General features: G+C 64.0%; 16 protein-coding genes. 9 read left to right on the top strand and 7 right to left on the bottom strand.

The window, feature by feature from the left end; genetic code table 11:
- Positions 1–10: 10 nt before the first annotated feature.
- The 4 genes from LPA36_RS28345 to LPA36_RS28330 all read right to left on the bottom strand — a co-directional run bounded on the left by LPA36_RS28345 (position 11) and on the right by LPA36_RS28330 (position 5,133).
- On the bottom strand, positions 11–1,033 hold the full coding sequence (locus LPA36_RS28345; protein WP_228883823.1) for an iron ABC transporter substrate-binding protein: 1,023 nt from the start codon (positions 1,031–1,033) through the stop codon (positions 11–13).
- A gap of 114 nt (positions 1,034–1,147) precedes the next feature.
- Positions 1,148–2,446 (bottom strand): iron uptake transporter deferrochelatase/peroxidase subunit, encoded by a 1,299-nt coding sequence (efeB, locus tag LPA36_RS28340; protein ID WP_228883822.1) that lies wholly within the window; start codon positions 2,444–2,446, stop codon positions 1,148–1,150.
- A gap of 5 nt (positions 2,447–2,451) precedes the next feature.
- Positions 2,452–3,612 (bottom strand): NHL repeat-containing protein, encoded by a 1,161-nt coding sequence (locus LPA36_RS28335; protein ID WP_228883821.1) that lies wholly within the window; start codon positions 3,610–3,612, stop codon positions 2,452–2,454.
- Between the two features lie 78 nt (positions 3,613–3,690).
- A complete protein-coding gene (locus LPA36_RS28330; protein WP_228883820.1) occupies positions 3,691–5,133 on the bottom strand; it encodes a carbohydrate porin in 1,443 nt (480 codons plus the stop codon).
- Positions 5,134–5,739: 606 nt separating this feature from the next.
- On the opposite strand from LPA36_RS28330, the gene LPA36_RS28325 reads away from it, so the two are divergent.
- The 9 genes from LPA36_RS28325 to hutC (LPA36_RS28285) all read left to right on the top strand — a co-directional run bounded on the left by LPA36_RS28325 (position 5,740) and on the right by hutC (LPA36_RS28285) (position 14,242).
- Positions 5,740–6,414: a hypothetical protein gene (locus tag LPA36_RS28325; protein ID WP_228883819.1), complete on the top strand. Its 675-nt coding sequence runs from the start codon at positions 5,740–5,742 to the stop codon at positions 6,412–6,414.
- A 165-nt stretch (positions 6,415–6,579) separates the two neighbouring features.
- Positions 6,580–7,410: an arylamine N-acetyltransferase family protein gene (locus tag LPA36_RS28320; protein WP_228883818.1), complete on the top strand. Its 831-nt coding sequence runs from the start codon at positions 6,580–6,582 to the stop codon at positions 7,408–7,410.
- 12 nt (positions 7,411–7,422) lie between these two features.
- Positions 7,423–8,100: a methyltransferase family protein gene (locus LPA36_RS28315; RefSeq protein WP_228883817.1), complete on the top strand. Its 678-nt coding sequence runs from the start codon at positions 7,423–7,425 to the stop codon at positions 8,098–8,100.
- 332 nt (positions 8,101–8,432) lie between these two features.
- On the top strand, positions 8,433–9,293 hold the full coding sequence (locus tag LPA36_RS28310) for a transporter substrate-binding domain-containing protein (RefSeq protein ID WP_228883816.1): 861 nt from the start codon (positions 8,433–8,435) through the stop codon (positions 9,291–9,293).
- A gap of 149 nt (positions 9,294–9,442) precedes the next feature.
- Positions 9,443–10,165, top strand: a complete 723-nt coding sequence (locus LPA36_RS28305; RefSeq protein ID WP_228883815.1) for an ABC transporter permease — start codon at positions 9,443–9,445, stop codon at positions 10,163–10,165.
- Between the two features lie 16 nt (positions 10,166–10,181).
- Positions 10,182–10,934: an ABC transporter permease gene (locus LPA36_RS28300; protein ID WP_228883814.1), complete on the top strand. Its 753-nt coding sequence runs from the start codon at positions 10,182–10,184 to the stop codon at positions 10,932–10,934.
- A 24-nt stretch (positions 10,935–10,958) separates the two neighbouring features.
- Positions 10,959–11,750 (top strand): ABC transporter ATP-binding protein, encoded by a 792-nt coding sequence (locus tag LPA36_RS28295; protein ID WP_228883813.1) that lies wholly within the window; start codon positions 10,959–10,961, stop codon positions 11,748–11,750.
- An 8-nt stretch (positions 11,751–11,758) separates the two neighbouring features.
- The gene (locus tag LPA36_RS28290) at positions 11,759–13,384 is read left to right on the top strand and encodes an HAL/PAL/TAL family ammonia-lyase (RefSeq protein ID WP_228883812.1); all 1,626 of its coding nucleotides are present in this window, start codon (positions 11,759–11,761) and stop codon (positions 13,382–13,384) included.
- A gap of 165 nt (positions 13,385–13,549) precedes the next feature.
- Entirely contained in the window at positions 13,550–14,242 is a 693-nt protein-coding gene (hutC, locus tag LPA36_RS28285) for a histidine utilization repressor (protein WP_228883855.1), read from the top strand.
- Between the two features lie 15 nt (positions 14,243–14,257).
- Here hutC (LPA36_RS28285) and hutC (LPA36_RS28280) read toward each other — a convergent pair whose 3' ends face one another.
- From hutC (LPA36_RS28280) to LPA36_RS28270, 3 genes are all read right to left on the bottom strand, one after another.
- Complete coding sequence (gene hutC / locus LPA36_RS28280; RefSeq protein ID WP_228883854.1) at positions 14,258–14,956, bottom strand: histidine utilization repressor; 699 nt, start codon at positions 14,954–14,956, stop codon at positions 14,258–14,260.
- A 104-nt stretch (positions 14,957–15,060) separates the two neighbouring features.
- Complete coding sequence (locus tag LPA36_RS28275) at positions 15,061–15,927, bottom strand: amino acid ABC transporter ATP-binding protein (RefSeq protein WP_324250991.1); 867 nt, start codon at positions 15,925–15,927, stop codon at positions 15,061–15,063.
- A 26-nt stretch (positions 15,928–15,953) separates the two neighbouring features.
- Positions 15,954–16,616, bottom strand: coding sequence for an amino acid ABC transporter permease (locus LPA36_RS28270; protein ID WP_228883811.1), 663 nt, complete (start codon positions 16,614–16,616; stop codon positions 15,954–15,956).
- Between the last annotated feature and the right edge of the window lie 4 nt (positions 16,617–16,620).

The following is a 16,620-nucleotide window of genomic DNA, read 5'->3' as shown; positions in this document are numbered from 1 at the left end:
CGGCGGCGCGTTACAACAGGCCCGCCTGACGCAGCAGCTTGCCCGCCTGGCTGTCGTCGCCGAGCTGTTCAAGCGTGAGCGCGGGCGGCGTCAGTTCAGCGAACGGCTTGAGAATCGGGTCAGCCTGGATGCCCGCGTGCAGCGGGTATTCATAGCTCACGTGGCTCTTCGCCATCAGCGTCTGCGCGCGTTCGCCGACGAGATACTTCAGGAACTGCTGCGCGCCGTCCGCGTTTTTCGCAGTCTTCAGCACTGCTGCGCCCGACACGTTCACGAGTCCGCCCGCGTCGCCATTGGTGTAGTGATAGATCGCGCTGCGCGTGGCCTTGTCGCCGAGTTCGGTGTGCAGGCGCGCCCAGTAGTAGTTGTTGATGATGCCGGCAGCGACGCCGCCACGGTTGACGGCAGCGACCACGCCTTCGTCGTCGTCGAAAATCTGCGCGTTCTTTTTCAGGCCCTTGAGCCATTGCAGCGTCTGGTCCTGGCCCTTCAGCGCGAGCACGGCGCTCACGAGCGGCAGGAAGTCGCCGTCGCTCGGTGCAATGCCGATGCGGCCTTTCCATTCCGGCTTCGTCAGATCGAAGAGCGACGGCGGCAGTTGCGCCGGCTGCAGCTTCGTCGTGTTGTAAGCGAGCACGCTTTCACGCGCCGTCACGCCGACCCACTGGCCCGTCGGCGAGTTGAAGCGCGCCGGAATCGTCGCGAGCGTCGTGGGGTCGACCTTCGTCAGCATGCCCTTTTCCTCGAGCAGCATCAGTTCGGGCGAGTTTTCCGTGAAGTACACATCGGCCGGCGTGGCCGATCCTTCCGCGACGAGCTGTGCGGCGAGCGCCGGACCTTCGCCGCTGCGGATCTTCACTGAAATGCCCGATTCCTTTTCGAAGTCCCTGGCGAGCATGTCGACGACCTGTTCGTGCTGCGCGCTGTACAGCACGATCGAAGCAGCGTGCGCAGCGGGCGCCGCGACCGTCAGCGACAGTGCAGCGGCAATGCAGGACGCGCCAAGGCGCGCGCGAAACCAGGATTGAGCCATGATTCTTGTATCCCCTTGATGTATTGATTCGATGCGTACTGAGTGCAATCTGTTGTGTGCGGTGCGGGCCTGAGCCGCCATGAGCGTGACATGCAACCTCAGGCCCGCACGGCGTTACGTTTCGAAGAGTCCTGCGCCGATATACGAACCTTGCCGCGCGCCCGGCGGACACGCGAACACCGCGCTGCCGACGTGCGTCGTGAACTGGTTCATCAGGTCGAACTTCGCGAGCTTTTCGTTGATCGGAATGAAGCCGGTACGCGGATCGCTCTGGTGCGCGATGAAGATCAGCCCGGCGTCGTATTCCGTTTCCTGGCGCCATGGCGGCCAGCGCTCGATGTAGAAATTCGTGCCGTCGTTATACGAATACGAACGGCGCAGAATCTGCGCGCCGTTATTGGACGCCTCGTTCGACAGCCGCACGTGCGCGTTCTGCGCGATGACCGGATTGCCGTCCTTGTCCTCGGCTTTCAGGTCGAGTGCGTCGAACTCGGTTTTCAGGCCGAGCGGCGCGCCGCTATATTTGTGCCGGCCGAACACTTCTTCCTGGAAGCCGAGTTCCATCTGGTCCCAGTGCTCGAGCGTGATACGGATGCGACGCACGACCGTGTACGTGCCGCCCTGCATCCACGGCGCATCGGGGGCATTGGCCCAGACGAACTGGTTCATCAGCGGCGGTTTCGCCGTCGAAGGATTGTTCGTTCCGTCCTTGAAGCCCATCAGGTTGCGCGGCGTCTGTCCGCGCGGGCCGGACAGGAAGCCCGCCTGACCCCAGCGCATGGCAATCGCGCCATAACCCATGCGCGCGAGTTGCCGCACTGCATGGAACGCGACCTGCGCGTCGTTCGCGCATGCCTGGATGTACAGGTCGCCGCCCGTTTTCTGCGCGATCAGCTGGTCGCCGTTAAAGCGCGGCAGGTCGACGAGCGCGGCGGGGCGCCGGTTCGCGATGCCGTATCGATCGCGGCCTTCCTGCGTGAAAAGGCCCGGGCCGAAGCCGAACGTGATCGTGAGACCCTGCGGACCGAGGCCGAGAATATCGCCGGAATCGGGCGCGGGTTTGTCTTCGGGCGTGTCGAGCGGGCCAGCGGTCGCGCCCTGGGTCATGCGCGCGGCGGCGTCGGTCCATGCACGCAGCAGGCCGATCACGTCATCGCGTTTTTCGGTCGTGAGATCGAACGCCGCGACGTACGTGTGGCTCTGCTGCGGCGTGACGATGCCGCCCTGATGCGTGCCGAAAAACGGCTCGACGGCGCGCTGCGGATCGTCCGCATGGGTTTTGCCGGGCGCGGCCTGGGCCGCCTGCGCGACGCCCGTCGCGCCGAGGGTGGCGCCCGCCGCTACCGCGGCGCCGCCTGCCTTGAGAAACCCGCGTCGCGACGGACGCGATGGGGGCATGTTGTCGTTTGCCATGATGCTTACTTCGCGAGCACTAGCGTGTTCACGTCGTCCTGTACGTAGTAGAAACCATCGCCTTCCGGCGTCATTGCAATGCCAAACAGGTCGCCATTGCCTGGCGGCGATTGCGCCTTGTCCGTGTCGATCCAGCGTGCGTAAATCTGCTTGCCTTCGACCGGATCGATTTCGACGACCTGGCCATTCAGCGCGTTCGTCACGAGCAGGTGGCCGTTGGGCGCCGTCACCATCGCGAGCGGCCGGTGCAGCAGGCCGTCCGCGGTGACCTGGCGGCCGACGCCCGCGCTCGAATCGCGCGTCATCGGTTCGTCGATTTCCGTCACCCGGTTGCCGATCGCGTCGGACACATACAGCAGCGACTGGTCTTTCGACAGCGCGAGTCCCGTCGGTCCGACGAGGAACACGCCCTTGTCGGCCTGCGCGCCAAAGCCGCTGCCAACGACCGTCTCTTTCTTCACGACGGGCGGCTTGCCTTGCGCAATGTCGAGGTCGAGCCGCAGCACGGTGGCCTGCTTGAACACGGGCGGCGTGCCGTCCGCGCCACCGACGCCAAAGCCCGCGTTGCTCAGGAAAAGCGTCGCGCTCGTGCCGTTGTCGACGACCGCCATGTTGCCCCACGGATCGTTGATGTTCGGGCTCACGATCGTCGAGGCCACCTTGCCCTGCGAATCGAGCACGATCAGACAGCCGGCGCCTTTCGTGCCGGTGGTGCCGTCATTGCTCGGCGTGCTGCCGACGATCACCCAGCCCGACTTCAGCATCGTCATCGCAGTCGACAGACCGATGCCGCCCGGACATGCCTTCAGGTCGCGCGGCACGATCGCGAACGTCGTCATCTGCTTCGTGTCGGGGTGATAGTTGATGATCGTGCTGCCCGTGCCCTGCAGGTTCGTCGCGTTGTTGAAGTTGCCGACCAGCACGTCCCCCTGTTTGATGGTTCCGGCCGAGACGGGCGCGACGACAACCGCGTACGGGTTCTGGTCACCGTTGTCGGGCACCGTGTTGATGAGCGTCTCGTGATGCTTCAACGTCTCGAGAAAACCCTTCGGTTCGGCGTGTGCCGCGCCTGCGGCAAACAGCGCGCCGAACGTCAGAAGAGCGGTGAGCGTGGCGCGAGCAGTGCCCGTTGTGCGGCGTGCTGCCTGGCGCGTGGGGTAGGTCATGTATATCTCCGTGCCGCTCGCGCAAAACGTGGATTCCGTCATGATCGAATGCGTAGGTTCGGTTAAGTAAGGTCAGCGTCAGAACGTGATGTTGGTTCGCACGCCGATCACAAACGTATTGCGCAGCGCCTGGGTCGGGTCGTTCGGGTTCTGACCGGCGCCGGCGTTGAACGTGTACTGCGCGTCGGCCTGCAGTTGCCACCACGGCGTGACCTGATACTGATAGGTCGCTTCCAGCACGGTTTCGCTGTTGCGGATCGGGTACGGGCCGCCGGTAAATGCGAGGCTGTCGCGGTCGAAGCCGCGGGCGTGACTGCCGACCTGAATCCAGGTCAACGCGATGCCGGCGGAGTCGTCGTCGCGACCGGCGAATGGCGCCTTCAGCACGAGGCCGAGATTGGCACTGCCGCTGATCAGGTTGCGGTCGCCCGGCGCGCCCATCACGCGCATGAACACACCGAGGCTGCGCGGTTCGTCCGGGTCGGGACGCCAGATCATCTGGTCCGCGACCGCGTAAAAGCTGTAGTCGCCGCGATGCGACTGCGGGACGCCCGTCGAGAGCGTCGTGTTCGCGAGCGGCACACCGGTATTGTCGTAGCGCTGGTCGTCGAAGCTGCCGCTGTTGTACCAGAAGCCGATCTTGTAGGTGCCGGGCAAACCACTCTGGCTCATGCCGACCATTTCGCCGTCGGCCGGCTGGTTGATCGCGTACTGCAACTCGCCGATAAAGAGCGCGCCGTTGTGCAGGTTGAAGTTTGTGCCGCTCAGGTTGTCCGGATTGTTGCCGAGCGGGTCGCCCGAAAATACACCGGCCAGTGCCGTCAACGAAGGCGTGATCTGTCCGCGCACGCGCACGCCGAGACCCGCCAGCGGATACGCCGGGCCACCCGACGGCATGTCATACGAAGGCACGCCCGGCCAGCCGAACATCGTGTTCACGAAGAGCGCGGAATACTGGCTCGTCATGAATTCCTGGTCGATACTTTGCTGACCGATCTTGATGTCGAGTTTCTTGTTGAGCAGCGACTGCTGATACCACAACTCCCACAGACGGGTGGTGGCCTGCGCCTCGATACCGCTCGCCGTATTCAACGTGCCAAGCTTGTTTTCGCTCAGATTCTGGCCGTGAATCTGCAACGCGCTCACGTTGAACAAACCGCCTGGCAGACCGAACGCTTTTTGCGTATCGACCTGCACGGTGGCGGTCGTCAAACCGTCGTAATCGCCGCCGCGCGCGAGACCGCCGCGCAGGTTCGCGAGATATTCGCTGGTTTCGGTGAGGCCGAATGTCACACCGTATTTACCAAGCCACGGACGCAGGCCGCCAATATCGCCAAGCAGGGTTTCGCGTGTCCATACCCCGGTCCACTGACCCGCGGGTTGCGCCTGAATATTCAGGTCGGCTTCGGGCGCTTCGGGTGTGGCATCGGGACTGGCCGCGGCATAGGCCGCGCTGCCCGTCATGCCTGCCAATGCGAACGCTGTATAGAAGGCCGCCCTGCGAAGGGGCGGGACACGCATCGCGCAAACACGCGACGGGGCTTCTGCACGCGCACGTGCCGCACGAGCGAGCCGGATGGACCGGGCGAGCTTCATCGAAATCCTTTTCGTTGGTATTTGCGTGACGATCTTTAAAGGCGGGAAACGCGAATGCCGGCAATCAGATCGCAGCAGCGGTCGACGAAATGACGCACTGCGGATGTCTTGAATCGTACGCACGCCGGATTTAACAGTCAACACAAATGAGAATGATTCGCATAAAGATTACTTATATTGATACAAAAGATTTACGGAGTGCGATAGAAACCATTTAGGCGTTATTGTTAAGAAATAACAACGTAATGAAATAGAAAGAAGTTGGTGTTTAAAAGATAATGGCTGCCCGATATTGGAGCGTTAATTTGCCGATATTCGTCAGACGGAATGAGATGAATCTGAGGAACTGCAATCAAGGTTTATGTCAGACGAAAATATTGGCACGGGCAGCGTGGTGGCGCTGAAACTCCTTTGTGTCTTCTTTGCTTTGCATCAGCCGGATGGCCAGGCGACCGAACGCCGCCATCTAACTGATGTCGAAGCGCACGATGGCCGTGAAAGGCCATGCAAGGCCACTGTCAGGAGATAGACATGAAAAAACGCATCCTCTCGCTGTCGTTTTCGTTGATCGCAGGTGCCGGATTCCTCGCCGGCGAAGCGGCCCATGCGCAGCTCAACCTTCAGCAGTTCGGTATTGGCGGGGGCGGCAATGCGGCGACCGCCGCGGCGCCTTCTTCGGGTGGCGTGACGCAGTTGCTGCAAAGTTATGTCGGTGCGAACCAGCAGGTGTTGAGCGGGCAGTCGAGTCTCGCTTCGGCGATGGGTATGAGCAGTGCGGCGGGGCAGGCGCAACAGGCCGCGGGTCTCCTTGGCGGCGGCGTGCCCTCGGCGAGCACGCTTTCGCAGGTGGGCAGCACGCAGCAGTCGCTGTCGCAGTCGCTAACCCAGGCGTTCAGCGGCGGCGCGTCGTCCAGCACGCCTGTCAACAAGCAGGCCTTCACGGATGGACTCTCGTCGCTTGGCAAGGGCGTGAGCCAGTATTCGGGCCTGCAGTCGCAGCTCGGCAGCGTGGGCCAGTTGAACCCGACTTCGCTGCTGCAGTCGGGGCTCAATCCACAGACAGCACAGGCGGCCGAGTATGTCGCGCAATCCGCGCCTGGGCAGCTGCAATCGCTGATGTCGACGTTGAGCGCAGCGGTCCAGTTCGCATCGAGTCACGGCATCTCGGTGCCCTCGATCGCGACGAGTGCGATGAAGGGCATGTAGTCCTGTGAGGGCAATGCGGCGCGCGGCGCGTGCTGCAAACCCTGCTGCACAGGGCGTAGCGCAGCAGCGTTAAGATCGCTGCTGCGCGGCACGTTCATCTGCGTTTGCATCTACACGCCTTGCAGTGCTCATTCTGATTCCAGTGCGACCGGGCAGGAGACCCCGATGGCCCCTTCATTCGATCTCGACCGCTATTTCGCGCGCATTGGCTATACCGGCCCGCGCGCGCCGACGCTCGATGTCCTGCGCGATGTGCAGCGTCTGCACGCGCATGCGATTCCCTTCGAAAACCTCGATCCGCTGACGGGCCGCCGCGTCTCGCTCGATCTGGATGATGTGGTCGACAAGCTGGTGGTACGCCATCGCGGCGGCTATTGCTTCGAGCAGAACCGGCTGTTCGCGCATGCGCTGATGCAACTCGGTTTCGCCGTGACACCGCTGATCGCGCGCGTGCTGTGGGGCCGCGAACCCGGCACGCTGTCGCCGCGCACGCACATGCTGATGCGCGTCGACCTCGACGGCGAGTCGTGGATGGCCGACGTCGGCTTCGGCACGGCAACCCTGACGTCGCCGCTGCGCCTGATCGCGGGCGAAACGCAACCGACCACACTCGAACCGTTCCGCCTGTCGGATGCCTCGCACGGCGCGTTCGACCTCGAAGTGCAAAGGGACGACGCCTGGGCGAAGGTGTATCGCTTCGATCTGAACCGCGTCGAATGGATCGATTACGAAGTGAGCAACTGGTACACGTCGACGTATCCCGCGTCGTTCTTCACGACCGATCTCGTCGTGACGCGCGTGGTACCGGAGGGTCGCGCCAATCTCTTCGATGACCGCCTCACCCTGCGCACGAAAGATGGACGCGTGACCGAACGGCAGATCGGCGATGCAAGCGAACTCGCCGACACGCTACGCGGCCTCTTTGGCATCGATACCGCCGATATCGACATTCCGGCCGTGTTCGGGCGCGTGAAAGGGCGCGCGACGCGCACGTAGGCTTTAGCGGCGATGATCACGCGGCTCCTCGTTCAGACCGTGCTGTGGCTCGCGGGCATGGCGGTGCTGATGTTCGTCGCGGCGGGTACGTGGGCGTGGCCGGCAGGGTGGTGCTATCTCGTCGAGATGGGCGCGCTCGGGCTGTGGATCGGTCTGCGGCTCGCCCGGGAGGATCCGGGCCTGCTCGAAGAGCGCCTCAAGCCGCCCGTGCAGCGCGACCAGAGTAGCTGGGACAAGCTCTTCATGGCCGTGGTGGCGCTGGTCTGGTGCGCGTGGCTGGTCCTGATGGCCCTCGATGCACGACGCTGGCAATCGTCGTTCGTGCCGCTGTGGCTGCACGTAGCCGGCGCGGTCGCGATGTTCCTGTGCGTCTGGATGACCGGTCACGTGTTCCGGGCGAACAGTTTCGCCGCACCGGTCGTCAAGGTGCAGACCGGTCGCGGACATCAGGTCTGCGACAGAGGCCCCTATGCGTGGGTGCGCCACCCGATGTACGCGGCGGCGATCCTGTTCTTCGTCGGCTCGCCACTGTTGCTCGGCTCGTGGTGGGGACTCGCGTGTGTGCCCGTGCTCGTGGCCGGCATCGGATGGCGCGCGGTGATGGAAGAGCGCACGCTCGCCGAGCAACTGCCAGGCTATGCGGACTACGCGACGCGCGTCAGATACCGCCTGATACCGGGCATATGGTGAGCGTGCTCCTGGCGCGTTGAAGTCTCCCCCCCGACCTTGCGACGCATGCCCCGGTGCGCCAGTTTGAGGCATCCGCGGGTGTATCTGCACCAACCTGTCTAGACAAAACGCCCCATCGCGGCACGAATATCCCCACTGCTGGAAGGCAGATTTCCTTCAGGAAGCGCTCCTTAAAGCCTTTATACATAGGGCTTACCCGAGGATTTAGCGATTTTTGGGCAAATTTTCTTGCGAGTGCTTTTTGACTGGTGCAGACTTGTCTATACAAATTCACCGGGCGATTAAATGTCTGTCTGGTGAGCCGGTGGTTCCTCAATCCATGGAGATTCGACGTGAAGGTCAAGCGCACTACGTTGGCAAAGGCATTGATTGGCGCAGTTCTTGGCACCGCGGCCGTCCTCGCGGCCCCCGTGCAGGCGAAGGAATGGAAGTCTGTCACGATCGCGCTCGAAGGCGGTTACGCGCCGTGGAACCTGACGCTGCCGGGCGGCAAGCTCGGCGGCTTCGAGCCGGAACTGGTCGCGAACCTGTGTGACCGCATCAAGATCCAGTGCAACCTCGTCGCCCAGGACTGGGACGGCATGATCCCGGGTCTGCAGGCCGGCAAGTTCGACGTGCTGATGGACGCGATCTCGATCACGCCTGAGCGCGAAAAGATCATCGCGTTTTCGAAGCCGTACGCCGCGACGCCCGCTACGTTCGCTGTGACCGATCCGAAGGTGCTGCCGAAGGCATCGCCCAGCGCCGCGCCCGTCAAGCTGACCGGCGACCCGAAGACCGACCAGCCGACTGTCGACGCCCTGCGCAAGCAGCTGAAAGGCCGCACGATCGGTATCCAGTCGGGCACCGTCTACACGAAGTTCATCAACGACGGCTTCAAGGACATCGCCACGATCCGCGTCTACAAGACTTCGCCGGAGCGCGATCTGGATCTGGTCGCGGGCCGCATCGACGCATCGTTTGACGACGTGACGTACTACGCCGCGAACAACGACAAGAAGGAAAACGCTTCGATCGTGCTGGCGGGTCCGAAGATCGGCGGCCCGATCTGGGGTCCGGGTGAAGGCCTCGCGTTCCGCAAGCAGGACGCCGATCTGAGAGCGAAGTTCGACACGGCGATTAGCGCAGCGCTCGCGGACGGCACGGTCAAGAAGCTCGCCGACAAGTGGTTCAAGACCGACGTCACGCCCTGATCGTCAGACGCAGATAACTGCGCTGCGTCGCGCCGGTTACATCGGGCGGCGCGCGCATGCAGGATCGCTGTAACGGTTCGCGTGGCACGTGCTGCAACTGTGTCGTGCGAACCACCGGTTCATCGATGGTACTGGTTGAGGAGTAGCGAATGGCTCTGATCGGGGTGCTCGGCTTCGGGCCGGAGGGCTGGGGCGGCGTGTTGCTGCTCGCGGCGTTGATGACGGTCGCGCTGACGCTTGCCGCGCTCGCCGTGGGCGCCGTGTTCGGCGGGTTTGTCGCCGCGGCCAAACTGTCGCGCCATCGTATGTTGCGCGTGATTGGCGATTTCTACACGACGGTGTTTCGCGGCGTGCCCGAACTTCTCGTCATCTATCTGTTCTACTTCGGCGGCTCGACGCTCGTCACCACGGTCGGCCAGTGGTTTGGCGCGGAAGGCTTCGTCGGCGTACCGCCGTTTGTCATTGGCGCGCTCGCGGTCGGCATGATCTCTGGCGCGTATCAGGCGGAGGTCTACCGCTCGGCGGTGCTGGCGGTATCGAAGGGCGAGCTCGAAGCGGCCCGCGCCACCGGCATGCCGACCCTGCTCGTCGCGCGCCGGATCCTGATTCCGCAGGTGCTGCGCTTCGCGCTGCCGGGCATCGGCAACGTGTGGCAGCTGAGCCTCAAGGACTCGGCGCTGATCTCCGTCACGGGGCTCGCCGAACTGCTGCGCACGAGCCAGATCGCGGCGGGATCGACACATCAATACTTCACGTTCTTCGTCGTGGGCGGCGCGCTGTATCTGCTGATGACGGGCATCTCGAACCGTGTCTTCAACCGTGCGGAAGCGCGGGTCGGCCGGTCGTTCAAGCGCAATTTCGCGCGTAACTGACAGGAACGCCGCCATCATGCATTTCGACTTCGATTTCCTTTTCGACACGCTGCGCCAGCTGCTCGGGGCGGTTCCGGTCACGCTCGGCCTGTTCTTCGCGTCGCTCATCCTGGGCGGGCTCCTTTCGCTCGTGATCGTCACGATGCGCGTGTCGTCACACTGGCTGCCGAACCGCTTCGCGCGTGGCTATATCCTCGTGTTTCGCGGCTCGCCGCTCCTGATCCAGATGTTCCTCGTGTACTACGGGCTCGGCCAGTTCGGCGTGATCCGCGAGAGTTTCATGTGGCCGCTGCTGCGTGAGCCGTACATGTGCGCGGTGCTGTCGCTCGCGCTGTGTACCGCGGGCTATACGGCGGAAATCATTCGCGGCGGCCTGATGGCCGTGCCGGTCGGACAGATCGAGGCGGGTTATTCGATTGGCCTTTCGGGGTTCGCGCTGCTGCGCCGGGTGATCGGCCCGATCGCGCTGCGTCAGTGCCTGCCGGCGTATTCGACCGAAGCAGTGCTGCTCGTGAAATCGACCGCGCTTGCGAGTCTCGTCACCGTGTGGGAAGTGACGGGCGTCGCGCAGCAGATCATCCAGCAGACCTATCGCACGACTGAAGTCTTCATCTGCGCCGCGCTGATCTACCTGTTTCTGAACTTCGTCATCGTGCGACTGCTGGGTCTGCTCGAACGCCGCCTGTCGCACCATCTGCGCGAGGCGCCGGCCGCAGCCGCGCCGCGTCCGGTATCCGCCACCAGCGAAGCTCGTCGCGCTGCGCCCTGAACGGCAGTCATTCTGGAGAATCACATGAACGCTACGGCACCCGTTGCATTGTCGGTCAAGAACATTCACAAGTCGTTTGGCGAGCATCACGTACTGAAGGGCATCTCGCTCGACGCGCACGAAGGCGACGTGATCTCGATCCTCGGCGCAAGCGGTTCGGGCAAGAGCACGTTCCTGCGCTGCCTGAACCTGCTGGAAACACCGGACGACGGCTCGGTCTCGCTCGCGGGCGAAGAGCTGGAAATGAAGCGTCGCGGCGACGGCAAACTGCAGCCGCGCGACCGCCGCCAAGTGGACCGCATCCGTTCGCAGCTCGGCATGGTGTTCCAGAACTTCAACCTCTGGTCGCACATGACGGTGCTCGAAAACCTGATTGAAGGGCCGATGCGTGTGTTGAAGCGCACGCGCGCCGAATCGATCGAAGAAGCCGAAGCGCTGCTCGCGAAGGTGGGTCTCGCGGAAAAACGCAGCCACTATCCGGCGCATCTGTCGGGCGGCCAGCAGCAGCGCGTCGCGATCGCACGCGCGCTCGCCATGCATCCGAAGGTCATGCTGTTCGACGAACCGACTTCCGCGCTCGATCCGGAACTGGTCGGCGAAGTGCTGCGCGTGATGCGTTCGCTCGCCGAGGAGGGCCGCACGATGCTGGTCGTCACGCATGAAATGGGTTTCGCGCGACACGTGTCGAATCGCGTGATGTTCCTGCATCAAGGGCAGGTCGAAGCCGACGGCACGCCGGACGAAGTCTTCGGCGAACTCAAGTCCGAGCGCTTCAGGCAGTTCGTTTCGAGCCACCACCACCGTACCGCAAACTGAGCACTATCATGGCCGTCATCCGTTCCGACCGTCCTCTTGACTGGCGTCAGGTCGCCGCGATTGCCGCCGGCGAGCCACTGGAACTCTCCGCTGCCGCGCGCGGGCGCATCGCTGCCGCGCGGGTGCTCGTCGAGCAGATCGTCGAGCGCGGGATTCGCGCGTATGGCGTGAATACCGGCGTCGGCGCGTTGTGCGATGTGATCGTTTCGCCCTCCGAGCAGCGCACGCTGTCGCGCAATATCCTGATGAGCCACGCGGTGGGCGTGGGCGCGCCGCTGGGCGCCGCCGAAACGCGCGCGATCATCGCAGCCGCCGTCAACAATTTTGCGCACGGACATTCCGGCATTCGCCTTGAGGTCGCCGACCAGCTCGTCGCACTGCTCGACGCCGATTGCCTGCCTGAAGTGCCGGCGTTCGGTTCTGTCGGCTATCTGAGCCACATGGCGCACATCGCGCTGGTGTGTATCGGGGAAGGGCATGCGCGACATCGTGGCGAACGCATCAGCGGCCGCGAAGCGTTGCGCCGGCTTGGGCGCGAACCGCTCGTGCTCGAAGCGAAGGAAGGCTTATGCCTCGTCAACGGCACGCCGTGCGTCACCGGTCTCGCTGCGCTTGCGCTCGCTAGAGCCGAACGTCTGCTCGACTGGACCGACGCCGTCGCGGCAATGAGCTTCGAAAACCTGCGTGGCCAGCTCGCCGCGTTCGACGCCGATTCGCTCGCATTGCGCGTGTCGCCGGGGTTGAACGTGGTCGGCGAACGGATGCGTAACGCACTTGCCGACAGCGGCATTCTCGCGTCGGTCATCGGCCAGCGCACGCAGGACCCGCTTAGCATGCGCACGATTCCGCACGTGCACGGCGCGGCGCGCGACGTGCTCGCAGGTACGGCGGAGGTCGTCAACCGCGAACTCGCTTCGATCACCGACAACCCGATCGTCGCGGGCACGCCCGAAGCGCCGCGCGTGTATTCGCAGGCGCACGCGGTCGGCGCATCGATTGCGCTCGCGATGGACAGCCTCGCCACCGCGATCGCACAGGTCGCGGCAATGGCCGAGCGCCGCCTCGACCGCCTCGTCAACCCGCTCGTGAGCGGCCTGCCGGCGTTCCTCGCGGAGCCGGGTGGCACGTGTTCCGGTTTCATGATCGCGCAGTACACGGCGGCTTCGCTTGTTGCGCAGAACCGCCGGCTTGCGGCGCCCGCGAGTCTCGATGGCGGCATAACGTCGGGGCTGCAGGAAGATCATCTGTGTCATGCGACGCCCGCTGCGCTGAAGGCGCTGGAGATCGTCGACAACGCGGGCCGTATCGTCGCGATCGAACTGCTGGCCGCGGCGCAGGCCTACGACCTGCAAACCATCGACGCCGCCCGTGCGCCGCATACCGATGCGCTATGGCGACGGGTGCGCAGCCTCGTGCCGACGTACCGCGACGATCGCCCGCTTGCAGGCGATATGGCCGCAGCGTTCCGCCTGATTGCGGAAGCGGCGCCCCCGCTTTTTCCGTCACCGGGCAAACCCGCCACGCCGCCCGCGGACGAAACGACGCTCACGCGTGCCAGCAATTCGAACATCGCCGCGACCGACGCTGCTAACATCGCGGCCAACGATCCTCATTCGGTCGCGAGCGCCGGTTGACGGAGCGGCCCAGGCGAGCTCGATGAGTGACTCGATTAGCCCGGCGGCGGCCTGACCGGCCCGTCTGCCGGCACCTTGCGTACAACCCACGAGGTCGACGTGAATCTGAACGAGAGCACAGAACTAAAACAGGATCGGACGGACAGCGCGCCCCCGGCCGTCACGATGAAGGCGCTGCCGGCCTATGAGCAGATCAAGCGCTACGTGGTGAAGCGCATCGCGGAAGGCGTATGGAAACCCGGCGGGCTGATTCCGTCGGAAACGGAACTGGTGAAGGAATTCGGCGTCGCGCGCATGACGGTTTCGCGCGCGCTGCGGGAACTCACGACCGAGCGCGTGCTGACGCGCGTGCAGGGCTCGGGCACGTTCGTCGCGCCGCAGCGCTACGAATCGACCGTGCTGGAGATCCGCAGTATTGCCGACGAGATCGCCGCGCGCGGCCACCGTCACACGGCGCGCCTTCTGACGCTCGAACCGAGCGACGATCCGCTGTCACTCGAAGCGCTCGGGCTCGAATCAGGCCCCGCGTTTCATTCGTGCATCGTGCACGCCGAGGAAGGCGAGCCGATCCAGTACGAAGACCGTTTCGTGAATCCCAAGGTGTTCCCCGCGTATCTCGAACAGGACTTCACGGTCGAAACGCCGAACCATTACATGGTGCGTGTCGCGCCGATCCAGCGCGCCGAGTTTCGCATCTACGCGCAAAAGCCGGACGCCAACGTGCGACGTCATCTGATGATGGACATCGGTGAGCCGTGCCTGATGCTGTGGCGCAGAACGTGGGTCGGCGACGATGTCGCGACGTCGGTGCGCCTGTGGCATCCGGCTTCGCGTTTCCATCTGGCCGGACACGTGTGAGCCTTTTGACGGCGTCTATCCCTGGCGCAGCGACGTATCGGGCGTGAACCGGCAACCCAGCCGGTAACGCGACCCCGGATGCACGAAGCGCGCGAACGTGACCGCGATTCCGCTCGTCCACGTGCGCCGCACGAGCGTCAGGCACGGTTCTTCCGCTGCGATTTCGAGTAGACCGGCTTCGGCACGCGTCGGCAGTCCGGCGTCGACGATATGTTCCACATCGTGTGCCGGGACGATCGCGTATAGATATTCCGAAGGGCGCACCGCGGAGAAATCCTGCTGGATAAAGTCGGGCGCGATTGCCGGATTGACGTACCGGTCTTCGAGCTGCACGGGCAGGCCGTTCTCGCGATGCACGCAGATCACATGAAACACCGACGCGCCCGGTGCAAGCCCAAGTGCGTTCGATACGCCGGCCGGCGCGGTCTCGCGTTGCGTGAGCAACGTATCGCACGTGTATTCGTGGCCGCGCGAGCGGATTTCGTCGCCAATGTGCGCGATCATGAGGAGCGTCGACTGCGGCTTCGCTTCGGCGACGAACGTGCCAACGCCCGACACACGGGTGAGCAGCCCTTCGCTGGTGAGTTCGCGCAGCGCGCGATTGACCGTCATCCGCGACACACCGAGCGAAGCGACGAGATCGAGTTCCGAAGGAATGCGGTCGCCCGGCCGGCGCGCGCCGGATTCGATCGTGTCGCGGATATGGCGCTTCACCTGCTCGTAGCGCGTGGCCCCTGGCGCCGTGGCGAGCTGCGGCGCCGCGCGTGCCGGGGCGCTTCTGCCACCAGTACCGCTTCCGCCACGCGAGGCGCCGCTCGTCACGCGGGTTCTCCGTCGGCGCCGCTGCGCGTCCAGAACGCATTGCGATCGATGTAGTTCTGCAGGAACTGCCGCAGACGCGGCTGCTGCGCGTCATGAAAAACATCGCGCGGATTGCCTTCGACGGCAATGCGGCCCTGATCGATAAAGACGACCTTGTCCGCCACCTGCGCGGCGAAGCCCATTTCGTGTGTGACGACCGCCATCGTCATGCCGTCGCGCGCGAGCTGCTTCATCACCTGCAGCACTTCGCCGACGAGTTCCGGATCGAGGGCCGACGTCGGTTCGTCGAACAGCATGATGTGCGGTTCCATCGCGAGCGCACGCGCGATCGCTACACGCTGCTGCTGGCCGCCCGAGAGCTTCGCCGGATACGCGTCGCCCTTGTGCGCGAGACCGACCGTGTCGAGCATCGCGAGCGCGCGCTTGCGGGCGTCGTCACCCGACAGGTTGCGCACGCGCCGAAGCGCTTCCATGACGTTGCCGAGCGCGGTCATGTGCGGCCACAGGTTGAACTGCTGGAACACCATGCCGACGTTGCGCCGCACGCGATTGATCTCGCTCTGCGAAGCGCGCACGCGTTTGCCGTTTCGTTCGCTATAGCCGAGCAGTTCGCCTTCGATACGCACGTCGCCCTGATCGTACGTTTCGAGCGCGGCGAGGCAGCGCAGCAGCGTGCTCTTGCCCGAACCCGACGGCCCGATGATGCAGACCACTTCGGATTTCCCGATGTCGAGATCGACGCCGCGCAGCACTTCGTTATCGCCGAAGCGCTTCTTCAGGTCGCGCACTTCGACGAGCGGCGCGGCGGCGCGTGAAGAACCTGACGAAGAAAGGGAAGAGGGCATGTCGGTCATTGCATTCATGTTCACGTCCGGTGTCGGGCTTCAGATCACGCCATGAAACGGGAGAGACGGTGCTCGGCCCACATGCCCGCACGCGATGTCAGTTCGACGAGCGCGAGATAGCAGACGCACAGCACCAGCAATGTCTCGACGAATGCGAACGTGGCCGAGCCGATGCCGGTCAGCACAAACGTAAGTTCGGGCACGGTCACGATCGACAGCACCGCAGTTTCCTTGCTGAGCACGATGATCAGATTCGTGAGCGCGGGCACGATCAGCACGAGCATTTGCGGCACCTGGATACGCACAACCGCTTGCCAGCGCGAAAGCCCGAGACATGACGCCGCTTCGAGATGGCCGCGCGGAATGGATTGAAACCCCGAGCGGAAAACCTCTGCAAAATAGGCACTTCCATAAAGGCCGAGCCCCAGCACGCCAGCGGTCATCGGTTCGAGCGTCAGGCCAAACGACGGGCCGCCGTAATAGAGCAGGAACAGTTGCACGAGAAACGGCGTGCCACGAAAGAGTTCGATATACGCGCGCAGCACGCCACGCATCCAGCGCCCGCCAAAGAGTTGCAGCACGGCAATCACGAATCCGAGCGCGAGGCCGATCAGCACGCCTGCGATCCACGTGCCGAGCGTCGTGACGAGGCCTGCTGCGATTGGCTGGAGATTGTGCGTGATGACGGTGGGATCGAACTGCTGCATTTCG

It is taken from the genome of Paraburkholderia saeva (assembly GCF_907164555.1).
GTDB lineage: Bacteria > Pseudomonadota > Gammaproteobacteria > Burkholderiales > Burkholderiaceae > Paraburkholderia > Paraburkholderia saeva.
The sequence above is the reverse complement of the archived record's forward strand: the minus strand, read 5'-3'. Positions and strand labels throughout refer to the sequence as shown.

Bases quoted from the DNA above. Each gene is read 5' to 3' on its own strand.
- LPA36_RS28300 (WP_228883814.1), top strand. From the start codon at position 10,182: ATGCATTTCGACTTCGATTTCCTTTTCGACACGCTGCGCCAGCTGCTC.
- LPA36_RS28325 (WP_228883819.1), top strand. From the start codon at position 5,740: ATGAAAAAACGCATCCTCTCGCTGTCGTTTTCGTTGATCGCAGGTGCC.
- LPA36_RS28315 (WP_228883817.1), top strand. From the start codon at position 7,423: ATGATCACGCGGCTCCTCGTTCAGACCGTGCTGTGGCTCGCGGGCATG.
- LPA36_RS28305 (WP_228883815.1), top strand. From the start codon at position 9,443: ATGGCTCTGATCGGGGTGCTCGGCTTCGGGCCGGAGGGCTGGGGCGGC.
- efeB (WP_228883822.1), bottom strand. From the start codon at position 2,446: ATGGCAAACGACAACATGCCCCCATCGCGTCCGTCGCGACGCGGGTTT.
- LPA36_RS28290 (WP_228883812.1), top strand. From the start codon at position 11,759: ATGGCCGTCATCCGTTCCGACCGTCCTCTTGACTGGCGTCAGGTCGCC.
- LPA36_RS28330 (WP_228883820.1), bottom strand. From the start codon at position 5,133: ATGCGTGTCCCGCCCCTTCGCAGGGCGGCCTTCTATACAGCGTTCGCA.
- LPA36_RS28275 (WP_324250991.1), bottom strand. From the start codon at position 15,927: ATGAATGCAATGACCGACATGCCCTCTTCCCTTTCTTCGTCAGGTTCT.
- LPA36_RS28345 (WP_228883823.1), bottom strand. From the start codon at position 1,033: ATGGCTCAATCCTGGTTTCGCGCGCGCCTTGGCGCGTCCTGCATTGCC.
- LPA36_RS28335 (WP_228883821.1), bottom strand. From the start codon at position 3,612: ATGACCTACCCCACGCGCCAGGCAGCACGCCGCACAACGGGCACTGCT.
- LPA36_RS28295 (WP_228883813.1), top strand. From the start codon at position 10,959: ATGAACGCTACGGCACCCGTTGCATTGTCGGTCAAGAACATTCACAAG.
- hutC (WP_228883855.1), top strand. From the start codon at position 13,550: ATGAAGGCGCTGCCGGCCTATGAGCAGATCAAGCGCTACGTGGTGAAG.
- LPA36_RS28320 (WP_228883818.1), top strand. From the start codon at position 6,580: ATGGCCCCTTCATTCGATCTCGACCGCTATTTCGCGCGCATTGGCTAT.
- LPA36_RS28270 (WP_228883811.1), bottom strand. From the start codon at position 16,616: ATGCAGCAGTTCGATCCCACCGTCATCACGCACAATCTCCAGCCAATC.